Raw genomic sequence first — 21,852 nt, forward strand, 5'->3', positions numbered from 1 at the left:
TCCTCAGAACAACGAGCCCTGATTGCCTTGCTCCTTGGCTTTCGCGGGCGATTTCCCGGCAAGCTTCGGCCGCGCGCCGCCGCTGGTGGCGATGGCCTCGGCAGTGCCGTCGGCGAATTCCAACTGCAGCGCCGCGCCCGGCGCCAGCTCCACGACCCGCTTGATGACGGCGCCGTCGGCATCCTTGACCAGCGCGAAACCCCGGGCCAGCACGGCTTTGTGCGACAGCGTCGACAGCAGCCGGTCGGCCTGTGTCAGCGCGGCGCGCAGCCTGTCGAGACGCCGCGCCAACCCCTGGTCTTGGCGCCGCGACAGTCCGGCCAGCGCATCGGCCTGCAGCTTCTGGCGCCGGACGATCGGCGCAGGCGACAGGCGCGTCGAATTGCGCTGGAAGCGCGCGCGTCGCTCGCGCACGATGGCGAAAAACGCCGCCCGCGCTCGCGCGATATCCCGGCCGGTCAGCGTACGCGCTTCATTGAGGCGCCTCGAAAGGGTCGCCGGCGTCAGTCTTTGCCGCTCCAGAGTTGCCCGCTTGCGCTCGATATTCACCGTCAGCCCGCGACCAAGACGGCTGGTCGCATCGTCGAAGCGGCGGCGCGGCATTGCCAGCAACTGGTCGGGCGAAGGGAGCGCGCGCGCCGCGGCGCGGACCGCCTGGCGCTTGCGCTCCAGGTGCCGGGAGGCGCAGGCATTGAGCCGCGCGCCGAGGCTGGCTAAGGTAGCCTCCAGATCTGCCCTGACCGGCACGGCGATCTCGGCCGCGCCCGTCGGTGTCGGCGCGCGCATATCGGCGACGAAGTCGATCAGGGTCGTATCGGTCTCGTGCCCGACGGCCGAGATCACCGGGATGCCGGACGCCGCCACCGCTCGCGCCAGCCCTTCGTCGTTGAAGCCCCAAAGGTCTTCCAGGCTGCCGCCGCCGCGCGCCACGATCAAAACGTCGGGCTGGCGGATGGGACCGTCCCATGTCACTGCGTTGAAGCCGTTGACTGCCGCGGTCACTTCCTTGGCCGTCGTCTCGCCCTGGACCCGCACCGGCCAGACCAGCACATGGAGCGGGAACCGGTCCTTGATGCGATGGATGATGTCGCGGATCACCGAACCGGTCGGTGAGGTGACGACACCGATGACTTTAGGCATGAACGGCAGCCGCCGCTTGCGGCCGGCATCGAGCAGGCCCTCGGCCTGTAACCGGCGCTTGCGCTCTTCCAAGAGCGCCATGAGCGCGCCGGCGCCGGCCGGCTCAAGATTGTCGATGACGATCTGATAGTTGGATTTGCCGGGATAGGTCGTCAGCCGGCCGCTGGCGATCACCTCCATGCCCTCCTCGGGGCGGAATTTCAGGCGCGCCATGGTGGTCTTCCAGACCACGGCATCGATCCGCGCCCGGTCGTCCTTCAGCGCGAAGTAAGCGTGGCCGGACGAATGTGGGCCGCGATAGCCGGAAATCTCGCCGCGCACTCGCACATTGCCGAAGGCGTCCTCGACAGTGCGCTTCAGCGCGCCGGAGATCTCACTCACCGTGTATTCGGTGGCGTTGCTGCGTGATTCGGTCGCTGTTTCATTCATCGCCGGATTGGGGAACGCTTATCGGCTGGCGTCAAGCAGGGAGAAACTCCTCTAATATTATAACGTGATCTTAAGCCCGATTTGCTTTGACAGGCGGCAGGAGAGCCGGCCCGGAACGCATGAGCGCACGCCACAACAGCAGCCCGTTGACGCACCAGGTCACGCTGACCGTGCTGACGCTCGCTGCTTTCACTTTGGCTATTGTCGTCGGCTTCGGCTTCTACGCCGCCAATCAGGCCGACGAGGCTTCGCTCGAACGTCAGAAGATTTTCATCACCGATGGGCTGAACGACCAGATTGCCGCGGTCCAGCGCGAGCAGGAAAGCGTGACCGTCTGGGACGATTCCGTAACCAATGTGAGGGCCGGCAATCAGGCCTGGATCGAGGAGAACCTCAGCACCTGGATGTACACCTACTACGGCCACAACCGGGTTTACATCCTCGACGCCGCCAACCATGCGATCCATGCCATGCGGGAGGGCAAGATCGTCGCGGCGTCGGCTTTCGGCGAGGATGAGCCCGAACTGCGGCCAACCATCGATAAGCTGCGCCGCATGTTGGCTGAGCCGCCGAAGGCCGACGCCTCCGGCCAGCCGGCCAAGATGGTCGCGCAGGATCTTGTTTCGCTCCAAGGGAAGCCCGCGATCCTGAGCGTCATGCCGCTGATGCCGAGCACGGATCGCGTCAGCCAAGCGCCTGGCACGGAATATCTGCATGTCTCGGCCGAGTTGATCAACGATGCCGTCATCGGCAAGATCGCGGCCGAATACCTGCTCGATGGCGCGCGCCTGATACCGTTGTCCGAGCCGATTGGCCCGGCCGCCGTGCCGCTGGTCGACTCTCGTGGCGTCATCCTGGGCTACATCGGCTGGGATCAGTTGCGACCTAGCCTCACCTTGGTACGCAAGATCGCCCCGGCCTTGGCGATCGCGCTGCTCGTGGCGGGCGGCGTTCTGGTGTTCCTTCTGCGCCGATTGCGCCGCGCCTCGGCCGCGCTGCAGACCAGCCGGGACCAGGCGCAATATCTCGCCTTCCATGACACGCTCACCGGCCTGCCCAACCGGGCGCTGTTCGAGGACCGGCTGCGGCGCATGCTGCTCTTCGCCAGCCAGGACGGAAGCCACGTGGCGCTGCTTTACCTCGACCTCGATCGCTTCAAACACATCAACGACACCCTCGGTCATCCGGCCGGCGACGAGCTCGTGCGCCAGACGGCGGCGCGGCTCAAGCACACGATCCGAGAAGCCGATACCGTCGCGCGGCTCGGCGGCGACGAGTTCGCTGTGATCCTGCACGACATTCCCCACGCCGGAAGCGCTGAAGATATCGCGGATAGGCTGCTTATGAAGCTGCGTGAGCCATTCAGGCTCATCGGCGACCAGGTCTTCGTCGGCGTGAGCATCGGCATCGCGCTCTCGACCGGATCGGATACGCATGCCGACGACCTGCTGCGCAAGGCCGATATCGCGCTTTACGAGGCCAAGAAGAACGGTCGCGGCCGCTACGAGGTGTTCGCCGGCGACATGGACGATCTCTTGTTGCGCAAGCGCAAGGTCGAGTCGGAACTCCGCAAGGCGCTGGATGGCGACGGCGGCATAAAGCTCGCCTATCAGCCGGTTTTCGCGGCCGACGGCCGCCGGATTTTGGGGGCCGAAGCGCTGATCCGCTGGGGGCATGAGGTGCACGGCGCCTTGCCCGCGGCGCAATTCATCGCGATCGCCGAGGAGCGCGGCCTCATCGGCGAGCTTGGCAAATGGGCGCTGAGCGAAGCCTGCCGCTTCGCCGCCGGAACCGGATTGCCCTGGATTGCCGTCAACATCTCGCCGATGCAGCTGCGCGATATCGGCTTTGCCGAACTGGTCGCTGGCATCCTGAAGGAAACCGGGCTCGACCCATCCCGCTTGCAGCTCGAGATCACCGAGAGCGTTTTGCTCGAGCACAATGACACGATCGGCACCGTGATTGCCGCGCTGCGCCAATCCGGCGTGCGCATCGTGCTCGACGATTTCGGCACCGGCTACTCTTCCCTCAGCTATCTGCGTCGCCACGCGATCGACAAGCTGAAGATCGACCGCTCCTTCGTGCGTCTGCTCGAAGAGGACGAAAGCGCCCGCGCAATTGCCAAAACGCTGATCGAGCTGGCGCGGACCCTGAGGGTCGAGGTAGCCGCCGAAGGCATCGAGACCGACGCGCAAAAGGCCTTGCTGGTCGGCATGGGCTGTCACCAGATGCAGGGCTATCTGCTGTCGCCGCCGCTGGAGCCCGGCCAGTTGCTTGCTTTGCCGGGTATCTCGTCAGCGGACCAGGAGCGTTCCGCCGTTCGCGCCTGATCTACCATCCAGGCATGATCTGGTTCGCCTTGACCCGTTTCATCTTGGCAAAGGCGAGCGCGGCGAAGTCGAAGCTTCCCGCCTCTTCACTCACCGGCACGGAAATGTTGTCGAGGCTTTCGGCGATGTGACGGGCCAAGGCGTCGACGATCTCAGGCTGCGAGGTCTGGCCGCGCATGATGCCGATGCGGCAGTCCGGCAATTGGCCGAAGCCGTCGGCTTCGCCGAGCACACGCATGCCGGGGCGGAGCGCGCATTCCGGCAGCACCGAGACTGCCAGGCCGGACAGCACGGCCGCGGTGATGACGGTGGCCGAGAAGCTGGAGAACAGCACGCGATAGTCGCGGTTCTGCCGGTCGAGCACGTCGACCGCGGCGCGCCGCCAGATGCAGTTCGGCCGCCCGAACGCCATCGGCAGGGTTTCCTGTTCATGCGTGGCGTGGTTGGCCGACGTGACCCACAAAAGCGGCTCGCGCCGCACCACCTCCGACTGGCCGCGCGTGTCGTTATGCGTGACAAGCGCAAGATCGAGATTGCCGCGCTTGATGTGTTCGACCAGCCCCGGCGTCGGCTCACAGACGACCGTCAGCTCGACACGAGGGTTGGAGCGCGAGAAACGTGCCATGATCTCGGGCAGGAAGCGGTCGGCATAGTCGTCCGGCGTGCCGATGCGGATCGTGCCTTCGAGGCGTTGGTCGTCGAAGGCGGCCAAGGTCTCGCGGTTGAGGTAAATCAGCCGCCGCGCATAGGAAAGCAGCCGGTCGCCCTCCTCGGTCAGCTTGTTGGTGCGGCCGTCCTTTTCGAACAGCGGCTTGCCGATCCGCTCCTCCAGCCGCCGCATCTGCATCGACACGGCCGACTGTGTCCGATGCACCTCTTCGGCCGCGCGGGTGAAGCTTCCTGTATCGGCAATCGAGATGAAGGTTTGCAACTGATCGAGGTCGAGCGGCGCTTTCATCGGTCCAACCTATCATTGATGTTGATGCTAGAGATTAAAAACATTCGTTGGATTAATCAATCGCACGATGGCAAATTGCCATTGTCCACATGAAGGCATGTGAATGGAAACCGTAGCGGCGCTTCTCCCAAGGCGCCGCTTGCCCGGTTTCGTCCGCTCGACTCCTGGAAGGAGAGACTGACATGACCACGATTGAATTCGCCTCCGAGACCCCGCGCATCACCACGCGTCCGGCCGTTGCGATGCTTGTGGTCAATGCTATCGCCAACAGCTACCGCGCCTGGAAAAACCGTCGTGCCTTCTATCGCCTCGGCGAGATGTCGGACGCCGAGCTTGCCGATATCGGCCTGACGCGCGGCGACCTTCATGTCGCCGTCGCCGTGCCGTTCGGCCGCGATCCGACTGCGAAGCTGCGCGCGATCGCCAGCGAGCGCGCCGACACGATCGAGGACCTTGCCCGTCAGATAGGCTGAAGGGCGGCTTTTCCCTGGATTTCCGGTCGCGCTGAACCTTTTCGCCGCTTGGCGCGACCAAGTTCATGCAGGCTCCCACACTCCCTGCCGGTTCCCCGCCGGCCAGCCTGCACATTGCCCGGTTCCTCCTCCAGGACCGGGCATTTTTCTTTTGGTTCGTCGTTCTAGGGCGGAGCAAGGGGCGAAGCGACGCAGCGCAGGCATGCCGTGACCCTTGACGTGCTGCAACTGTGCAGAATTCTGCTCCGCGGCACCCTTCGGGGAAGGTAACGGCATGGATCCTCGGGTCTACGCTCCGCTTCGCGTCGCTCCGCCCGTGGATGACGACCTCGCGGTCGGCGCGCGACCTACCGCCGATCCATGTCGCGCTTGAACTGGTCGAAGATCGTGCCGACACTCTTCTCATATTCGTCGCGCTGCTGCGCGCCCGTCTCGAACATCTTGCCGAAGATGTCGTCGAAGGGATTTCGCGGCCGGCCGCTCGGGTTGGTCTGCGGCTGTTGCGGCGCGCTCTGCTGCGGCTGGCGCTGTGGCGGCTGCGGCGCCGTCTGCCCGCCCGGCACGCCGAAGCCGCCGCCCTGGCGCAACATCTCCTCGAAGATTTTGCCGAGCGGATTGTCGCCATAGGGGCTTTGCGTCTGCTGGGGCAGGCCTTGCGACTGCGCGCCGCCGCCGAACATATCCTGCAGCACCTTGCCAAGCGGGTTCTCGCCATAGGGATTGGGCGCCTGCTGTGGTTGACCTTGCGGCTGCGCCGCACCTCCGCCGAACATGTCCTGCAGCACCTTGCCGAGCGGATTCTCGCCATAAGGATTGGGCGCCGGCGCCTGCCGCGTTTGCGGTGCCGGCGCGAGGCCGCTCTGTCGGATCATCTGCTCGATGATCTCGCCGAGCGGATTGCCGGTGCCGCCGAAACCGCCGGCCTGCATCTGCCCCCCGGTCAATTGATTGTTGGTCTGCTTGAACAGCCCGCCCATCATCATCGTGGCCATGGCCGGCAGCATCTGCTGCAACACCTGCTGGCTGAGCCCCGTCGCCTGCGCGGCCTGGCTCGCCACGGCGCGCGACAGGTCCTTCGAGCCGAACAGATGGCCGAGAATGCCGTTGCCCTCATCGATGCCTTGCGGCGAAAAGGCTCTTGTCGCGTCCTCGAAATATTTGGCATGCTGCCCACTCGCCATCGCTGTCATGAAGGCGCCCATCCCGTAGGGGTCGGCGGTGTTGCGCTGGAGCCCCTGCGAGAAGGCGGGCAGCAGCGCCTGGACCGCGGCCTGCGTCTGCTGCATCGAAAGCCCATATTGCTGGGCCAGCGCCTGCATGCCGGCGCCATTCTGGGCTTGGGCAAAAATGTCGAACAGGGAAGGCATGGGGTCTCCTCCGGCAGTGTCCTCGCCGGAAAAGACTAGTTCGTTTCGATCACTGATTGAAGCGGCTTTTGCCAACCAACCGCGTAGCGAGTAGCCGACGGTTAATAGGCATATTCCATGAACACGGGCTCGATCGAACCGCCCCAGCGCGTGTGGTAGGCCGACAGCATCTCCTCGGCGCTGGTGGTGCCGCGCGACACGACTTCATCCAGCGTGTTGAGGAACGACGTCTCGTCGTAACCGTCGCGATTCTTCTTGCCGCGGTTTTTCAGTCCCATGCGGGAGATTGCGAGCACGTCGCGGGCGACGTCGCGCAAGCTGGCGTTGCGGAACGGCGCCGCGATGCCAAGCTCCGGCACGGCGTTGCGCATCGCCAGTGCTTCCCCATAGGTCCAGCTTGCGGTCAGCGCCTCGGCGGCGTCCAGCGCCTGCTCGTCATAAAGCAGCCCGACCCAGAAGGCGGGAAGCGCGCAGATGCGCCGCCACGGGCCGCCATCGGCGCCGCGCATTTCGAGAAAACGCTTCAGCCGCACGTCGGGGAACAGGGTCGACAGGTGATTTGCCCAGTCGCCCATCGTCGGCAGGCCGTCTGGGATTTCATTGTGCGCCGCGCCCGCCATGAACTGGCGGAAGGTGTAGCGCGTCATGTCGTGATAATGGCCGTCGCGGATGACGAAATACATCGGCACGTCGAGCGCCCATTCGACATAGTCGGCAAAGCCGAAATCGGGCGAGAAGCAGAATTCGAGCATGCCGGAACGCTGGTTGTCTGTGTCGCGCCAGATGTCGCCGCGCCAGCTCTGCAGCCCGTTCGGCCGGCTTTCGGTGAAGGGCGAGTTGGCAAACAGCGCCGTCGACAGCGGCTGCAGCTTCAGCGACACCTGCATCTTGCGGCGCATGTCGGTTTCGCTCTCGAAGTCGAGATTCACTTGGATCGTGCAGGTGCGGTACATCATGTCGAGGCCCTTGGTGCCGACCTTCGGCATGTATCGCGTCATGATCTCGTAGCGCGATTTCGGCATTTTCGGCGTGTCGGCCAGCGACCATTTCGGGCTACCGCCGAGGCCGAGGAAGCGGATGCCGAGCGGCTCGGCGATCTCGCGCACCTGCGCCAGATGCGCGTTGCCCTCGCGACAGGTCTGGTGGATCGATTCCAGCGGCGCGCCGGAAAGCTCGAACTGGCCGCCTGGCTCCAGCGAGATCGCGCCCTGTCCTGTCGGCTCGACGAGGCCGATGATGCGGCCGGCGTCCATGATCGGGTCCCAGCCAAGCTTTTGCTGCATGCCTTCAAGGATGGCGCGGATGCCGCGCTCGCCGCCGTAAGGCACCGGCGCGTTGCCGTCGATATAGAAGGGGAATTTCTCGTGCTCGGTGCCGATGCGCCATCTGTCGCGCGGCTTGTTGCCGGCAGCCAGATAGCCGACCAGTTCGTCGATGCCTTCGATGGGCTGGGTATCGGTTGTGTCGCGCGCCATCTCGCCCCTCCGTGCGCATGATTTCCGAAAACCGGGACCGATTTCCGCTGGACGTCCTGCGCAAGTCTTTTAAGTGTTACAGCGCCCTTTGCTCCACGAAAAGGAGGCGCAGTGCTGCAGAGGCCGGACGGCCGCCGGCGCTAGATGGACGAAATGCCCGCGGCCGATCAAGCAAAAAATCCTGAGCCACGCCTCAACAGGATTTGATTACCAGTCGCCGATCGTCGCCTGGATCGCGGCAAGTGCCGCCACCGCCGCCGTGTCGGCGCGCAGGATGCGCGGTCCGAGCGGGATGGCGGTGACGAAAGGCAAGGCCCTCAGCATCTTGCGCTCGTCCTCGGAAAATCCGCCTTCCGGACCGACCAGAAGCGCAAGTTTCTTCTCACTTACCGCTTGCAGGGCCGGCAGCGGATTGTTGGTCGAGGCGTCCTCGTCGCAGAAGATCAACCGCCGCTTCCTGTCCCAACTGGCGAGCAGCCTCTCTAGCTTCTCTGCTTCGCGCACTTCCGGCACCGCCAGTATGCCGCATTGTTCGGCCGCTTCGACGACATTGGCGCGCAGGCGCTCGATGCCCGGCTTTGCCACCTGCGTGTGCTGGGTGATGACGGGCTGCAATATGCCGGCGCCCATCTCGACGGCCTTCTGCACCAGGTAGTCGAGCCTGCCCTGCTTCAGCGGCGCGAAGCAATAGACGAGGTCGGGCAGCGGCGGCTGCGGCCGCTGTAGCTCCAGCACTTTCAGCCGGACCGCCTTCTTGGATCTGGCGGCAATCGCAGCCGACCATTCACCGTCGCGGCCATTGAACAAAAGAACCTCGGCGCCTTCGCCGAGCCGCAGCACATGGGCGAGATAATGACTTTGCTGCTGTCCGGCGTCGAATTCGAGGCCGGGCCCAAGATCGTCCCGCACGAACAGCCGCTGCATTTTGTAGTTGGCGCGCATGGCCGACCAATGGGCGAGGCGACGGGTATCGTCAAGTATCGGCGGTCGGATGCCAGGCCGGGGCAAAGCCTTGCCGCAGCACCGCGATGGTGGCTGCCGGCGTCAGCACGCGCAGCGGCCGTCCGGCAAAGCGATCGAAGGCGATTGGACCGGCGTAGCCCGCGAAGGACCATTCAAGTGCCCTGCCGGAACGCAGCGCATAGGCTGTGTCGCCGTCCGCGATCATCGCTCCATCGGGCAAGTCCCTGAGCTCCGGCACGGTTACGGGAGGCGGCTGTCCGCCTGAAGCCAGCCGTTCCCTGTGCAGCTGTTTGTCGACCATCGGCGCGCGGGTCTCTGGGATGCCGAAGGCCTTGCCGAAACGGCTCACGAAATCGGTCGCCCGCTCGCGCCGGCAGAAGAAGCAGGGCCGGTGGCCCGCAGCCAATGCCGTCACCTCGTCGAGGAAGAACAACTCGGTCCAGCCGGCTTTTCCTCCCCTGTTGCGGCCCATCGGTTCGCGCCGCGCATTTCGAAACTGGCACAGGCAGATGATCCAGGCCTGCAAGGCCCAGCGCTTCTTCAGCAGCGTTTTCGTCTCCGGATCATGGATGATGCCACGATTGCCGGTGAACCGGCCGCGCTCCGGCACGGCACGGATGACGCCGAAGGGATCGACCCGGTTCTGCAGTGGCATAGCTTTCTCTCTCGAGCCGCATCTTGGCTGAAACGCGAGCTGCATGATATCGCTCGGCACAGCATTTTAATGTCAGCAGGTTTTCGATGCGGGTTTTGGTCGTCCAGAATTTCGACAATGAGGGCCTTGGCCAGATCGGCGCCGCGCTCGTGGAAGCCGGCGCCGACATCGACCTGCGCAAGCCCTATCACGGCGAAGCATTGCCGCAGGACAGCAGCGAGCACGACGCGATCGTCGTGCTCGGCGGCGCCCAGAACGCGCTCGACGATCAGATTTGCCCTTACTTTCCCGCATTGATCGACCTGACGCGCGATTTCGCCGACAAGGATCGCTCGGTGCTCGGCATCTGCCTCGGCAGCCAGCTTCTGGCGCGCGCCTTCGGCGGCACGAACCAGATCGGTGGCGCCACCGAGTTCGGCTGGCACAAAGTGTCGCTGACGCCGGACGCGAAGTCGGACCCGGTTCTGGGCGCCTTGCCCGAGAGCTTCCCCATTTTCGAATGGCATGACGACACGTTCGGTCTGCCGGAAAACGCCGTGCGGCTGGCAGGCAGCGTGGTCGCCGAAAACCAGGCGTTCCGCCTCGGCCGTGCGGCCTATGGCTTCCAGTTCCATTTCGAGGTGGATACCCCGATGGCGCGCGACTGGAGCAGTTGCTTCGCATCGCTCATCGCCGAGCGCCATCCAGATTGGGCCGGCAAGCTCGATGACGAGATAGCCCGCAACGGGCCCGCCGCCGACGCCGCCGGCCTGGCGATAGCCCGCGCCTGGGTGGCGACAATCTGATGGTCGAACCCCTCATCGACCGCAGCGTGGCATAATTGGCACGCTTCAGCGCCTGCGCCTGGGGATAACGCTCTTCTTTCTTGGTTTGTGTCCGGCCGCTCCCCTAAGAGGGCGCGCTTTGTATCGCCGGTGCAACCGCCATGAACCTTTTGTGTGATCCAGCCGCCACACCGGCGATACAGAATCTGCTTAGAAGCGCGAATTCGTCGAAACATTGAGACGCATTTTATCGTTTCAACGCATTGGTAACCGCCTCGTGCCCAGATGCAAAAAGCTTAACCAGAGATGACGTCCGTGAAAGCAGCTCTCCTGTCTTTTGTCATGCTGTCTGCCATCGTGCTCTGCGGCCTTGGCATTTATGCCGCCGACGCAGCGACCAACCACCGGGCCGTCGACGGCTACGGCGTCACCGCCTCGCTCGACTAAGCCCGATCAAAATCGGAAGCAGGCCGCGCCGGGACTGCGCTTAGAGCGCTTTGCCTTGCACCTCGATGATCTGCTTGTCGCCGCCGTTAATGGCGAGCGCGCTCAGCATCCCCGATTTCCAGGCGAGCGTGTCGACATTGACGCGGTTGGCCTTCACCTCGGCTTCCGGGACGGGCGTGTGCCCGTGCACGATCACCTTTGAAAAAAGCTCCTGGTGATCGTGGAAGGCATCGCGGATCCAGATCAGGTCCTGCTGGTTCTGGCGGTCGAGCGGCACGCCCGGCCTTATCCCGGCATGGCAGAAGAAGAAGTCGCCGAAACTGACCGAAAACGTCAGCGATTGCAGGAAATCGACATGGTTGCGCGGCACCGCTTTCACCAGCGCGGCGTGTCCGCGCGCGACGGTCCCCGCCTTGCCGTACCAATGGGCGTCGCGGACGAGGTCCACGCCATAGGACTGCGCCGTCTGGATGCCGCCATAATTCATGAACAGGCCGTCCGGCTCGGCGTCGGCGAGGAATTCGAGCATGCCGATATCGTGGTTGCCGGCGAGCATGATGTTGCGCGGATCGCGCTTGCGCGCCTCGATCAGGAAATCGATGACGCTCTTTGAATCCGGACCGCGGTCGACATAGTCGCCGAGATGGACGATGCGCCAGTCGGATCCGGACGCATATTCCAGTTCGCTCGCGATGCGTCGGTGCATGGCGGCGAGCAGGTCCTGGCGTCCATGCACATCGCCGATGGCGTAAAGCCGCAAGCCGTCCGGCCCGCGCGCGTCGAGGTAGTGGATGCCGGTTTCGGTCAAGGTGGACATGTTCCCGCGGCACAGTTGAGCCAAGCCTAGTGCCGATCGATGAACAACGCCCTAGCGACGCAACCGATCCGTGCGATCTTGGCTCTACCTAGCGACGCAGCTGCTCCTTGCCCATGTCGGCGACGAGCCGCTTGCCGCACAGCGCCATTGTGACATCCATTTCCTTGCGGATGATTTCGAGCGCTTTGGTGACGCCGTCCTTGCCCATCGCGCCGAGGCCGTAAAGGAACGGCCTGCCGATATAGGTGCCCTTGGCGCCGAGGCAGAGCGCCTTGAGCACGTCCTGGCCGGAGCGGATGCCGCCGTCCATATGGACTTCGATCCTGTCGCCGACCGCATCGGCGATTTCTTCCAGCACCGAGATCGAGGAGGGCGCGCCGTCGAGCTGACGCCCGCCATGGTTGGAGACCACGATCGCATCGGCGCCGGTCTCGGCCGCCATCAGCGCGTCTTCCTTGTCGAGGATGCCCTTCAGGATCAGCTTGCCGCCCCAGCGCTCCTTGATCCAGGCGACGTCCTTCCACGACAGGTGCGGATCGAACTGCTCATTCGTCCAGGACGATAGTGAGGAGACGTCCCCCACGCCCTTTGCGTGGCCGACGATGTTGCGGAAGGTACGGCGCGGGGTGCCGGCGATGCCCAGGCACCAGCGCGGCTTCAGCGCAAGATCGATGATGTTGGCAAGCGTCATCTTGGGCGGCGCCGAGAGACCGTTGCGCACGTCCTTGTGGCGCTGTCCCAGGATCTGCAGGTCGAGCGTCAGCACCAGCGCCGAGCATTTCGCCGCCTTGGCGCGATCGATCAGGTTGAGCACGAAATCCTTGTCGCGCAGCACGTAGAGCTGGAACCAGAACGGTTTTTTGGTCACCGAGGCGACATCCTCGATCGAGCAGATGCTCATGGTCGATAGCGTGAACGGAACGCCGAACGCTTCCGCCGCCTGTGCCGCCAACATCTCGCCGTCGGCATGCTGCATGCCAGTCAGTCCGGTCGGCGCGAGTGCCACCGGCATCGCCACCTTCTGGCCGATCATGGCCGATTCCAGCGAGCGATTGCTCATGTCGACCAGCACGCGCTGGCGGAATTTTATCCTGCCAAAGTCCTCTTCGTTAGCCCGGTAGGTGCTCTCCGTCCAGGCTCCGGAATCGGCATAGTCGAAGAACATCTTCGGCACCCTGCGGCGTGCCAGATCCTTGAGATCGGCGATGGTGAGGATTTCGCTCATGATGGGTCCCCGCTAAATCTGTGCTTAGGAGCGTTTGCGTGTGGGTTCGATATCGCCGGCATCGGAGCGCTGTCTCAGCCTCAGCCGGGAGACGCGCTGCCAGTCGCCGCTGCGCTCGGCTTCCGCCATCGAGCGCTCGACATAGGTGATGTGGTCCATCGCGGCCTTGCGCGCCGCGATCGGATCGCCGGCCTTGATCGCGGTGTGGATCGCTCGGTGCTGTTCGAGCAGCGCCTCGCGCGCGCCGGGCACGCCGAACACCAGAAGCCGGTTCTGGAATACGCCTTCCGACAGCAGCCGGTAGCAGGAGCGCAACGTGTGCAGCAGGATGATGTTGTGCGCGCACTCGCACACCGCATGATGGAACTCGACATCGATCTCAGCCTCGTCGTCGAAGTCGCCGGTGCGGTGCGCCTCGTCCATGCGCGCCATGATGCGGTCGAGCAGCTTAAGATCCTCCGGCGTCGCGCGTCGTGCCGCGTACTCGGCCGCCACCGCCTCGATCTCGCGCCTGTACTCGAGATAGTCGGTCACCGCCTTGCGGTGCATGGAAATGAGGTCCGTCACCGGTTTGGTGAAGAGCTGGCCGATGACGTCGGCGACATGCGTGCCGCCGCCGGGGCGCGTCGTCAGCAGCCCGCGTCCCTCCAGCGCCTTCAGCGCGTCGCGCAGGATCGGTCGCGACACGTCGAACTGGCGCGCCAGCTCGCGTTCGCCCGGCAGCCGGTCGCCGGTGCGAAGAACGCCTTCGAGGATCAGGCTCTCGATCTGCTGCACCACCTCGTCGGCGGTGCGCGAATGCTCGATCCTGGAGAAAATGTCGCTCAAAGGGGCGCCTGGAGAACGGAACGTATGTCGCCCAGACTAATGCGTCGATCACCAACTGGTCAAATTATTTATCCAATTCGCTCGATCTGGTCGGATCGCTTGTCACGCGTCGTCACCGCCGGATGCTGATATTTGCTGTTTACGCGTCTCGCCGATTGCCGCAAGACGGCCGGGTTGCACGAAGGGTCGAAAACAGGGGGACCAGCCGTGTCCGACGAGATGTCCAGTCTCGAATTCCAGCCGCGCGCCCAAGGCAGCGTCTTGGGGTTTCCGGCGCATGAGGGGCGGCCCGGCGCGATTGGCGAGGTCCATGCCCGTCCGCACCCGCTGGTCGAAAAGCCGCGCGTGCTCATCCAGCTTTCCTTCATGACCGAGGCCGGCTCCGCGGTCGACCATGCCGTGCTCTCGGAGCTTTCGAGGCGGCTGGGAATCGCCGCGCCGGAGCGCAACGCGCGCCACCACGCCATGAAATGGGGCAAGGGCTCGCTGCGTTGGGAGCGGCATACGGAATTCTCGACTTATCTGTGGGAGGGGCCGCTGGCCGAGAATGGCAGAGGGCAGGAAGATTCGCCCTTCGGCAACGGCTTCTCGCCCCCGGGCACGGTGATTTCCGGCATCCGCCTCGAAATCCGCAAATGGACGCAGGCGAGCGAAAGGCTGATCACCAGCTTCGATCCGACCAGCTTGTGCTACTCGCTGGTCGAGCGGGGCGCCGCGGCCATCATCACCGATTTCCGCCAGGACGGCGACGGCCTGACCCGCATGCTGGTCCTCGATCGCGGCCTGACGCCGGCCAGCACCGGCGCTCTGTCGCAACGGCTGATCGACATCGAGACCTATCGGACGCTGGCCATGCTTGGCCTGCCGCTGGCATTGACGCTGTCCGGCCGTGCCCGCCGCATCGAGGACCGTCTGGCTCAGACCACGCTGGAAATGAAGGCCGTAGAAACCCGCGACAGCCAGACGCTGCTCGCCGATCTCACCGAGCTCGCCGCCGAACTCGAGGCCGACGCCGCATCCAGCCTTTACCGCTTCGGCGCCAGCCGCGCCTATGACGGCATCGTCACCGAAAGACTGGAGGCGCTGGATGAAGAGCCGGTGCAGGGCTTTGACACCTGGGCGGGCTTCCTGCAGCGCCGCATGGCGCCGGCCATGCGCACCTGCCGCTCGGTTGAGGAGCGCCAGGCCAATCTGTCGCGAAAACTCACCCGCGCCACCACGCTGCTGCGCACTTGGGTCGATGTCGATGTCGAGAAGCAGAACCGCGATCTGCTCGCGTCGATGAACAACCGCGCCCGGCTGCAACTGCGCCTGCAGCAAACGGTCGAAGGCCTGTCCGTGGCCGCCGTGTCATACTACGTTGTCGGCCTCATCGGCTATGTCGCCAAGGGCGCCTCGATCTTCGGTCACGCCTTCGCGCCAGAAGTCGTCACCGCCGCCTCCGTTCCGGTCGCCATCCTGCTGGTCTGGTGGGGCGTGCGCCGGGTGCGCAAGATGCATTCCGAGCCGGCGAAGCATCCGGGCGACTAATATCTCGAAGAGGAGAGCGCCAGCGGCAGATTGCCGCTGCGGAAGCTCCGCATTACGCTCGCCGCCCGATGCGACCAAAGCAACGTTTGCAACAAAACCGTCAAGCTGGTAAAAGATTTTGACCAGTCAAGCGAGATGACCGATGTCCGGCCTAGCCATGCCCAAGCCAGATGCTGAAACGCTACGCCGGCGCGCTGAGATCGTCGCCGATATGCGCATCATCGTACCGGGCGAGGGCGTCGTCGATGCGGCGAACGAAATGCGCGCCTTCGAAAGTGATGGCCTCACCGCCTACCGGCAGCTGCCGCTGGTGGTTGTGCTGCCGGAAACGGTGGCGCAGGTCTCTCGCATCCTGAAATACTGTAACGAGCGCAACATCCGCGTCGTGCCGCGCGGCTCCGGCACTTCGCTGTCCGGCGGCGCGCTACCGCTGGAAGATGCGGTGCTCCTGGTGATGAGCCGCTTCAGCCGCATCCTTCAAATCGACTATCCCAATCGAACCGTCGTCGCGCAGCCGGGCGTCACCAATCTCGGCATCACCACCGCCGTCGAGCAGGAGGGCTTCTACTATGCCCCCGATCCATCCTCCCAGATCGCCTGCTCGATCGGCGGCAACGTCGCGGAGAATTCCGGCGGCGTGCATTGCCTCAAATACGGCCTCACCGCGAACAATGTACTCGGCATCGAGATGGTGCTGATGAATGGTGAGGTGGTTAGGCTCGGCGGCAGCCATCTCGACCAGGAGGGCTACGACCTGCTCGGTGTCATGACCGGCTCCGAGGGCCTGCTCGGCGTCGTCACCGAGGTCACCGTGCGCATCCTCAAGAAGCCGGAGACGGCGCGCGCGCTGCTGATCGGCTTCCCAACCAGCGAACAGGGCGGCAAGTGCGTCGCCGACATCATCGGCGCCGGCATCATCCCCGGCGGCATGGAGATGATGGACCGCCCGGCGATTCATGCGGCGGAGGATTTCGTCCATGCCGGCTATCCGCTCGATGTCGAGGCACTGCTCATCGTCGAGTTGGACGGGCCTAGCGTCGAGGTCGACCATTTGATCGGCCTCGTCGAGGCGATCGCCTATAGGAACGGCTCGACCACCTGCCGCATCTCGCAGTCGGAACAGGAGCGGTTGAGCTTCTGGGCCGGTCGCAAGGCGGCTTTCCCGGCGGTCGGTCGCATCTCGCCGGACTATTACTGCATGGACGGTACCATTCCCCGCAAGGAACTGCCGCGCGTGCTCGCCGGCATGCGCGACCTCTCCGAGAAATACGGGCTTGGCGTCGCCAATGTCTTTCATGCCGGCGACGGCAATCTGCACCCGCTGATCCTCTACGACGCCAATGTGCCGGGCGAACTCGACAAGGCCGAGAGTTTCGGCGCCGACATACTGCGGCTGTGCGTCGAAGTCGGCGGGGTGCTGACGGGCGAGCACGGCGTCGGCGTCGAGAAGCGCGACCTGATGCCGGAAATGTTCAACCAGATCGATCTGGACCAGCAGATGCGCGTCAAATGCGCCTTCGACCCCAACCATCTGCTCAATCCCGGCAAGGTCTTCCCGCAATTGCGCCGGTGTGCGGAGCTGGGGCGCATGCATGTGCATCGGGGCCAGGTAGCGTTTCCGGATATTCCGAGGTTTTGATGGGGTCGCGGGATCAAAGTTCCTCGCCCCCGCAAAGCGGGGGAGAGGTGGCTCGGGCAAAGCCCGAGACGGAGAGGGGGACGCCCTCTCAGCCAAGCCGCCGCTCGCCCGAAAAGATCTGTCGTGCGCGCGAACTTCGTCACGGAGACAATCAGGCGGAAGCGATCCTCTGGAACGAACTGAAGGCAAGAAAGCTGGGCGGATACAAATTCGTTCGCCAGATGCCCATCGGTCCGTATTTCGCGGATTTTGCCTGCAGAAGCCAAAAGCTGATCGTGGAGCTGGACGGCAGCCAGCACGCGGAGAGTTCATACGATAGGCGACGCGACGAATTCATGCGCGGCGAAGGCTTCTCGGTGCTGAGGTTCTGGAGCTTCGATGTTTTGAAGAATGTCAGGAGCGTTTGCGAGACGATCCTCGCAGCGCTGGAAGGGCGGTTTGCTGAAGACGTCGTTGCGACCGACCTCAGGTTTGTTTTTGCTGCCAGGAAGACGGGAGACAGCGCTCTATGATGGCCCCCTCTCCGTCTCGGGCTTCGCCCGAGCCACCTCTCCCTCGCGCTGCGGGGGCGAGGAAAGGCGCTCGCCAATGACCACCTTCACGCCCTCCACCACCGCCGAGGTCCTCACCACCGTCCAATGGGCGGCAGCCGAAGAGACGCCCCTCGAAATCCTCGGCCACGGCTCCAAGCGCGGCATCGGCCGTCCGCTGCAGACCGAGCATACGCTCGACCTGTCCAAGCTCACCGGCGTAACGCTCTACGAGCCCGCCGAACTGGTGCTTTCGGCGCGCGCCGGCACACCGCTCGCCGAGATCGAAAGACTGCTTGCGGAAAACGGCCAGCAATTTGCGTTTGAGCCAATCGATTACGGCCCGCTGGTCGGCGGCGATCCGGGCAGGGGCACCATCGGCGGTGTGCTGGCCTCGAATCTGTCCGGTCCGCGGCGGCTGAAGGCCGGCGCCGCGCGCGACCATATTCTTGGCGTCGCCGCCGTCTCGGGACGCGGCGAGGCCTTCAAGTCGGGCGGGCGCGTCGTCAAGAACGTCACCGGCTACGACCTCTCGAAGCTGATGGCGAACAGCTGGGGTACGCTGGCCGTGCTGACCGATGTCACGTTCAAGGTGCTGCCGGCCGCCGAGACCGAAGTCACTTTGGCCATCCGCGGCCTCCTCGACGAGGCCGCGGTCGCCGCTATGGCGCTGGCACTGGGCTCCAGCGCCGAAGTGTCGAGCGCCGCGCATCTGCCGGAGCGCATCGCCGCGAAGGTCGCCGGCGGTAAGCACGGCAGCGATGCAGCGACATTGCTGCGCGTCGAAGGTTTTGGTCCGTCGGTCGTCTATCGTATCGAGGCGCTGCGGAAGCTGCTCGCCAAGGCAGGGCCGCTGGAAGAGATCGCCGGCGAGGCGTCGAAGACGATCTGGCGCGACATCCGTGATTGCCGGCCGTTCGCAGACAGCGGCACGCGGCCGGTCTGGCGCGTCTCGATGGCGCCGTCCGAGGCGCATCATATGGTGATGGCGCTGCGCATGCAGGCGGCGGTCGATGCCTTTTATGACTGGCAGGGCGGCCTGGTGTGGCTGTCGATGCGTGAGGATGATCCGGAGACGAATCTCTTGCGCGGCTTGATCCGCAAGCATGGCGGCGGCCATGCAACGCTGGTGCGCGCCTCCGCTCCGCATCGCGCGGCGCTGCCGGTGTTCGAACCGCAGCCGCCGCATCTGGCGGCATTGTCGGCGCGGCTTAAGGCCGAGTTCGATCCGAAGAATATCCTCAACCCCGGCCGCATGGCGCCGGGCGCCGGCTCTGCTACTCTCGCCCGATCAACGGAGGGAGCAGCATCATGAGCAATACCGACCTCGGATCGAGCAGCGCACCACGCCAGACCGATCGCTGGCTGGAGCCGGGCCAGACCAACGCGCTGGTCATCTACATTCTCTACCTCGCCAGCCTCGTCATCGGCATCACCGTCATTGTCGGCATCGTGCTTGCCTACATCAACCGCGGCAAGGCCGGCGGCTTCGTCGAAAGCCACTATACGTTCCTGATCAGGACGTTCTGGATCGGCCTTCTCTACGCGCTGATCTCGGTGGTCCTGATGATGCTGGTGATCGGCTTCGTGCTGATGTTGGCCGTCGCCGTCTGGTTTATCGCCCGCTGCATTCTGGGCATCCAGGCGCTGCAGCGCGGCCAGCCCGTCAAGAACCCGCAAAGCTGGCTTCTGGGACAGTAAGGATTTTTGCGTGCAGACCAATTTCTCCCTGGCCCAGCTTGCCGATCCGCATGTCGCGGAATCGGAGAAGATCCTGCGCAAATGCGTGCATTGCGGCTTCTGTACTGCCACCTGTCCGACCTATGTGACGCTAGGCAACGAGCTGGATTCGCCGCGCGGCCGCATCTACCTCATCAAGGACATGCTGGAGAACGGCCGCCCGGCGGATAAGGAGATCGTCACCCATATCGACCGGTGTCTCTCCTGCCTTGCCTGCATGACGACCTGCCCCTCGGGTGTGAACTACATGCATCTGGTCGACCACGCCCGCGCCCATATCGAACAGACCTATAAGCGGCCGCTGCTCGACCGGCTGACGCGCGCCATGCTGGCCTTGGTGCTGCCTTACCCGAACCGCTTCCGCGCGGCCTTGAAACTGGCCGGGCTCGGCCGGCCGTTTATCGGACTGTTCGAGAAACTGCCGGCGCTGAAGCCGGTCGCCGCGATGCTCAAGCTGGCCCCATCGTCGCTTCCGCCAGCGTCGCCAAAGGCCTTGCCTGGTATGCATGCCGGGCAGGGAGCAAAGCACGGCCGCGTCGCCATCCTCACCGGCTGCGCGCAATCGGTGCTCGATCCCGCCATCAACGACGCCGCCATCTCGCTGCTGACCAGACTGGGCGTCGAGGTCGTGGTGCCGGAAGGCGAGGGCTGCTGCGGCGCGCTCGTCCACCACATGGGACGCGAGGATCAGGCCCTTGCCTCGGCCAGGCGGAATGTCGACGTCTGGACGCGCGCGATTGACCAGGGCGGGCTCGACGCCATTGTCATCGCCGCATCGGGCTGCGGTACGACCATCAAGGATTACGGCTTCATGCTGCGCCTTGATCCCGCCTACGCGGAAAAGGCCGCGCGGGTATCGTCGTTGGCCAAGGATGTCACCGAATATCTGGCTGCCCTTGACCTGCCTGAGCCGCTGCGCAAGCCGGGCACGGTCGTCGCGTACCATTCCGCCTGCTCCATGCAGCACGGCCAGAAGATCACGCGCCAGCCGAAGGAGCTTCTGGCCAAGGCGGGATTCGTCGTGCGCGAGCCGCGCGAGGGTCATCTGTGCTGCGGCTCGGCCGGCACCTACAACATCCTGCAGCCGGAGATTTCCTCCAAGCTGCGCGACCGCAAGGTGAAAAACATCGAGGCGACCGGCGCTTCAGTTGTCGCCACCGGCAACATCGGCTGCATCACCCAGATCGCCTCCGCCGCCAGGCTGCCGGTGGTGCACACGATCAAGCTGCTGGACTGGGCCTATGGCGGCCCGAAGCCGGAAGGCCTTTCCGACTCGATACTGACCGCCGCCGAATAGTCGAAACTACTCCGCCGCGATCTGATCCGGCACGCCGTAGGTCGCGCGGTAGAGTGCGCGCTGGCGGTTGAGCGCGACCATGGTGTTGCGCAACAGGATCGCGACCGTCAGCGGGCCGACGCCGCCCGGCACCGGCGTGATCCAGGACGCCACTTCCTTGACGCTGTCGGTGTCGACGTCGCCGACGATACGGGTTTCGCCGTCCGGTCCGATTTCCGAATTGATGCCGATATCGATGACGCAAGCCCCTGGCTTCACCATGTCGGCCTTGATCAGCCGGGGCTTGCCGACGGCGACGAACAGCGCGTCGGCACGCCGTGCATGCGCGGCCACCGAGCGCGTCATGTGGTGGCACACCGTCACCGTCGCGCCCTCGCTCATCAGCAGGAAGGCGATCGGCTTGCCGACGATCTCGGAATGGCCGACGACGACCACTTCCAGCCCCTTCAGCTCAAGGCCGGTTTCCTTCAGCAGTTCGACCGAGGCCGCTGCCGTGCAGGGCGCCAGATCGAGCTGGTTGTAGACGATGTTGCCGATCGAGGCCGGGTGCATGCCTTCGACGTCCTTCAGCGGATGCACCGCGGCCTGCAGCGTCTTGATCGGGATATGCCCCGGAACCGGCCGCTGGATGATGATGCCGGTGACGCGCGGATCGGCGTTGAGGCCGTGAATTGCCGCTTCCAGTTCGCCGGCGGTGATGTCGGCGGCGAAGCGCCGTTCCTCGAAGCCGATGCCGGCAAGCTCAGCCTTGGCGCGCTGGTTGCGCACATAGACTTCAACCGCGGCGATATCGCCGACGGTGATCGAGACCAGCTTCGGCGGAAAACCTTCGGCCGTCGCGATCAAGGCATCTTCGCGCACCGAAGCGATGATGCGCTTGGCAACCGGGCCGCCTTTCAGATAGCGGCTGTCGTCGGTCCGGGTCATGGCTGGCACCTTTGCCTTCTGGGCAATTCGAGGAAATCGCGTAAGCAGCGTTGCATCCAGAATTGCGTGACTATCGGGGTTTGGGCGCTGCAATAGCAGAGGGGCGCCGGGAAATCAGCCCCGAAAGCGAATCCGCCTGCTTTCGGGGCGACTTGCCGCGCCACGCGTCAAGGAAACCTCAAGAACGAGAAGGGGGGGGCGGGGGGGCCCGCGGGGGGGGGGGGGCCCCCCCGCGCGCCCCCCCCCCACTGCCCCCCAAACAAACGCACCCAAGATAGGAAACAACCAGCAAAACTACAAATAAAATTGTGGAAGAGG

Annotated in this window: 20 protein-coding genes; 10 read left to right on the top strand and 10 right to left on the bottom strand. The window is 64.5% G+C overall.

The window, feature by feature from the left end:
• Positions 1–3 precede the first annotated feature (3 nt).
• Positions 4–1,569, bottom strand: a complete 1,566-nt coding sequence (gene xseA / locus P9272_RS17470; RefSeq protein WP_278161470.1) for an exodeoxyribonuclease VII large subunit — start codon at positions 1,567–1,569, stop codon at positions 4–6.
• Positions 1,570–1,688: 119 nt separating this feature from the next.
• On the opposite strand from xseA, the gene P9272_RS17475 reads away from it, so the two are divergent.
• Positions 1,689–3,899 (top strand): EAL domain-containing protein, encoded by a 2,211-nt coding sequence (locus P9272_RS17475; RefSeq protein WP_278161471.1) that lies wholly within the window; start codon positions 1,689–1,691, stop codon positions 3,897–3,899.
• A gap of 1 nt (position 3,900) precedes the next feature.
• On the opposite strand, the gene P9272_RS17480 is transcribed toward P9272_RS17475, so the two are convergent.
• Positions 3,901–4,857, bottom strand: coding sequence for a LysR substrate-binding domain-containing protein (locus P9272_RS17480; RefSeq protein WP_042640974.1), 957 nt, complete (start codon positions 4,855–4,857; stop codon positions 3,901–3,903).
• A 182-nt stretch (positions 4,858–5,039) separates the two neighbouring features.
• Between P9272_RS17480 and P9272_RS17485 the strand changes: the two genes are divergently transcribed.
• Positions 5,040–5,330: a DUF1127 domain-containing protein gene (locus P9272_RS17485; protein ID WP_278161472.1), complete on the top strand. Its 291-nt coding sequence runs from the start codon at positions 5,040–5,042 to the stop codon at positions 5,328–5,330.
• 347 nt (positions 5,331–5,677) lie between these two features.
• Here the strand turns inward: P9272_RS17485 and P9272_RS17490 are convergent, their stop codons facing one another.
• From P9272_RS17490 to P9272_RS17505, 4 genes are all read right to left on the bottom strand, one after another.
• On the bottom strand, positions 5,678–6,697 hold the full coding sequence (locus tag P9272_RS17490; RefSeq protein ID WP_278161473.1) for a DUF937 domain-containing protein: 1,020 nt from the start codon (positions 6,695–6,697) through the stop codon (positions 5,678–5,680).
• 101 nt (positions 6,698–6,798) lie between these two features.
• On the bottom strand, positions 6,799–8,172 hold the full coding sequence (locus P9272_RS17495; protein ID WP_278161474.1) for a glutamate--cysteine ligase: 1,374 nt from the start codon (positions 8,170–8,172) through the stop codon (positions 6,799–6,801).
• 207 nt (positions 8,173–8,379) lie between these two features.
• Positions 8,380–9,114, bottom strand: a complete 735-nt coding sequence (locus P9272_RS17500; protein WP_278161475.1) for a 16S rRNA (uracil(1498)-N(3))-methyltransferase — start codon at positions 9,112–9,114, stop codon at positions 8,380–8,382.
• A 31-nt stretch (positions 9,115–9,145) separates the two neighbouring features.
• Complete coding sequence (locus P9272_RS17505) at positions 9,146–9,790, bottom strand: hypothetical protein (RefSeq protein WP_278161476.1); 645 nt, start codon at positions 9,788–9,790, stop codon at positions 9,146–9,148.
• A gap of 86 nt (positions 9,791–9,876) precedes the next feature.
• Here P9272_RS17505 and P9272_RS17510 point away from each other — a divergent pair, with 86 nt between their 5' ends.
• Together P9272_RS17510 and P9272_RS17515 are read left to right on the top strand one after the other, a co-directional pair.
• Entirely contained in the window at positions 9,877–10,575 is a 699-nt protein-coding gene (locus P9272_RS17510; RefSeq protein WP_128256749.1) for a type 1 glutamine amidotransferase, read from the top strand.
• Between the two features lie 294 nt (positions 10,576–10,869).
• The gene (locus P9272_RS17515) at positions 10,870–11,001 is read left to right on the top strand and encodes a hypothetical protein (RefSeq protein WP_263498119.1); all 132 of its coding nucleotides are present in this window, start codon (positions 10,870–10,872) and stop codon (positions 10,999–11,001) included.
• 40 nt (positions 11,002–11,041) lie between these two features.
• On the opposite strand, the gene P9272_RS17520 is transcribed toward P9272_RS17515, so the two are convergent.
• The 3 genes from P9272_RS17520 to P9272_RS17530 form a co-directional block, all read right to left on the bottom strand.
• Positions 11,042–11,809: a metallophosphoesterase gene (locus tag P9272_RS17520; RefSeq protein WP_278161543.1), complete on the bottom strand. Its 768-nt coding sequence runs from the start codon at positions 11,807–11,809 to the stop codon at positions 11,042–11,044.
• A 97-nt stretch (positions 11,810–11,906) separates the two neighbouring features.
• Positions 11,907–13,043, bottom strand: coding sequence for an alpha-hydroxy acid oxidase (locus tag P9272_RS17525; protein WP_128256748.1), 1,137 nt, complete (start codon positions 13,041–13,043; stop codon positions 11,907–11,909).
• A gap of 24 nt (positions 13,044–13,067) precedes the next feature.
• On the bottom strand, positions 13,068–13,871 hold the full coding sequence (locus tag P9272_RS17530; protein WP_128256747.1) for an FCD domain-containing protein: 804 nt from the start codon (positions 13,869–13,871) through the stop codon (positions 13,068–13,070).
• A 207-nt stretch (positions 13,872–14,078) separates the two neighbouring features.
• Here P9272_RS17530 and P9272_RS17535 point away from each other — a divergent pair, with 207 nt between their 5' ends.
• The 6 genes from P9272_RS17535 (at position 14,079) to glcF (ending at position 20,607) form a co-directional block, all read left to right on the top strand.
• Positions 14,079–15,401: a DUF3422 family protein gene (locus P9272_RS17535; protein WP_278161477.1), complete on the top strand. Its 1,323-nt coding sequence runs from the start codon at positions 14,079–14,081 to the stop codon at positions 15,399–15,401.
• A gap of 142 nt (positions 15,402–15,543) precedes the next feature.
• Positions 15,544–17,040 carry an FAD-linked oxidase C-terminal domain-containing protein gene (locus P9272_RS17540; protein ID WP_128256745.1) on the top strand — a complete coding sequence of 499 codons (1,497 nt, stop codon included), beginning with the start codon at positions 15,544–15,546 and terminating at the stop codon, positions 17,038–17,040.
• Positions 17,041–17,087: 47 nt separating this feature from the next.
• Positions 17,088–17,552, top strand: a complete 465-nt coding sequence (locus P9272_RS17545) for a DUF559 domain-containing protein (protein ID WP_278161478.1) — start codon at positions 17,088–17,090, stop codon at positions 17,550–17,552.
• 76 nt (positions 17,553–17,628) lie between these two features.
• The gene (gene glcE, locus P9272_RS17550) at positions 17,629–18,885 is read left to right on the top strand and encodes a glycolate oxidase subunit GlcE (RefSeq protein WP_278161479.1); all 1,257 of its coding nucleotides are present in this window, start codon (positions 17,629–17,631) and stop codon (positions 18,883–18,885) included.
• Positions 18,882–19,271, top strand: coding sequence for a hypothetical protein (locus P9272_RS17555; protein WP_128256742.1), 390 nt, complete (start codon positions 18,882–18,884; stop codon positions 19,269–19,271). Before glcE ends, P9272_RS17555 begins: the two co-directional genes overlap by 4 nt.
• 10 nt (positions 19,272–19,281) lie before the next feature.
• On the top strand, positions 19,282–20,607 hold the full coding sequence (gene glcF, locus P9272_RS17560) for a glycolate oxidase subunit GlcF (protein WP_278161481.1): 1,326 nt from the start codon (positions 19,282–19,284) through the stop codon (positions 20,605–20,607).
• A 6-nt stretch (positions 20,608–20,613) separates the two neighbouring features.
• Here glcF and P9272_RS17565 read toward each other — a convergent pair whose 3' ends face one another.
• A complete protein-coding gene (locus tag P9272_RS17565) occupies positions 20,614–21,534 on the bottom strand; it encodes a bifunctional 5,10-methylenetetrahydrofolate dehydrogenase/5,10-methenyltetrahydrofolate cyclohydrolase (RefSeq protein ID WP_128256740.1) in 921 nt (306 codons plus the stop codon).
• Between the last annotated feature and the right edge of the window lie 318 nt (positions 21,535–21,852).

It is taken from the genome of Mesorhizobium sp. WSM4976 (assembly GCF_029625685.1).
GTDB lineage: Bacteria > Pseudomonadota > Alphaproteobacteria > Rhizobiales > Rhizobiaceae > Mesorhizobium.

Bases quoted from the DNA above. Each gene is read 5' to 3' on its own strand.
- P9272_RS17475 (WP_278161471.1), top strand. From the start codon at position 1,689: ATGAGCGCACGCCACAACAGCAGCCCGTTGACGCACCAGGTCACGCTG.
- xseA (WP_278161470.1), bottom strand. From the start codon at position 1,569: ATGAATGAAACAGCGACCGAATCACGCAGCAACGCCACCGAATACACG.
- P9272_RS17510 (WP_128256749.1), top strand. From the start codon at position 9,877: ATGCGGGTTTTGGTCGTCCAGAATTTCGACAATGAGGGCCTTGGCCAG.
- P9272_RS17500 (WP_278161475.1), bottom strand. From the start codon at position 9,114: ATGCGCGCCAACTACAAAATGCAGCGGCTGTTCGTGCGGGACGATCTT.
- P9272_RS17490 (WP_278161473.1), bottom strand. From the start codon at position 6,697: ATGCCTTCCCTGTTCGACATTTTTGCCCAAGCCCAGAATGGCGCCGGC.
- P9272_RS17480 (WP_042640974.1), bottom strand. From the start codon at position 4,857: ATGAAAGCGCCGCTCGACCTCGATCAGTTGCAAACCTTCATCTCGATT.
- P9272_RS17485 (WP_278161472.1), top strand. From the start codon at position 5,040: ATGACCACGATTGAATTCGCCTCCGAGACCCCGCGCATCACCACGCGT.
- P9272_RS17565 (WP_128256740.1), bottom strand. From the start codon at position 21,534: ATGACCCGGACCGACGACAGCCGCTATCTGAAAGGCGGCCCGGTTGCC.
- P9272_RS17525 (WP_128256748.1), bottom strand. From the start codon at position 13,043: ATGAGCGAAATCCTCACCATCGCCGATCTCAAGGATCTGGCACGCCGC.
- P9272_RS17505 (WP_278161476.1), bottom strand. From the start codon at position 9,790: ATGCCACTGCAGAACCGGGTCGATCCCTTCGGCGTCATCCGTGCCGTG.
- P9272_RS17540 (WP_128256745.1), top strand. From the start codon at position 15,544: ATGTCCGGCCTAGCCATGCCCAAGCCAGATGCTGAAACGCTACGCCGG.
- P9272_RS17495 (WP_278161474.1), bottom strand. From the start codon at position 8,172: ATGGCGCGCGACACAACCGATACCCAGCCCATCGAAGGCATCGACGAA.
- P9272_RS17555 (WP_128256742.1), top strand. From the start codon at position 18,882: ATGAGCAATACCGACCTCGGATCGAGCAGCGCACCACGCCAGACCGAT.
- glcE (WP_278161479.1), top strand. From the start codon at position 17,629: ATGACCACCTTCACGCCCTCCACCACCGCCGAGGTCCTCACCACCGTC.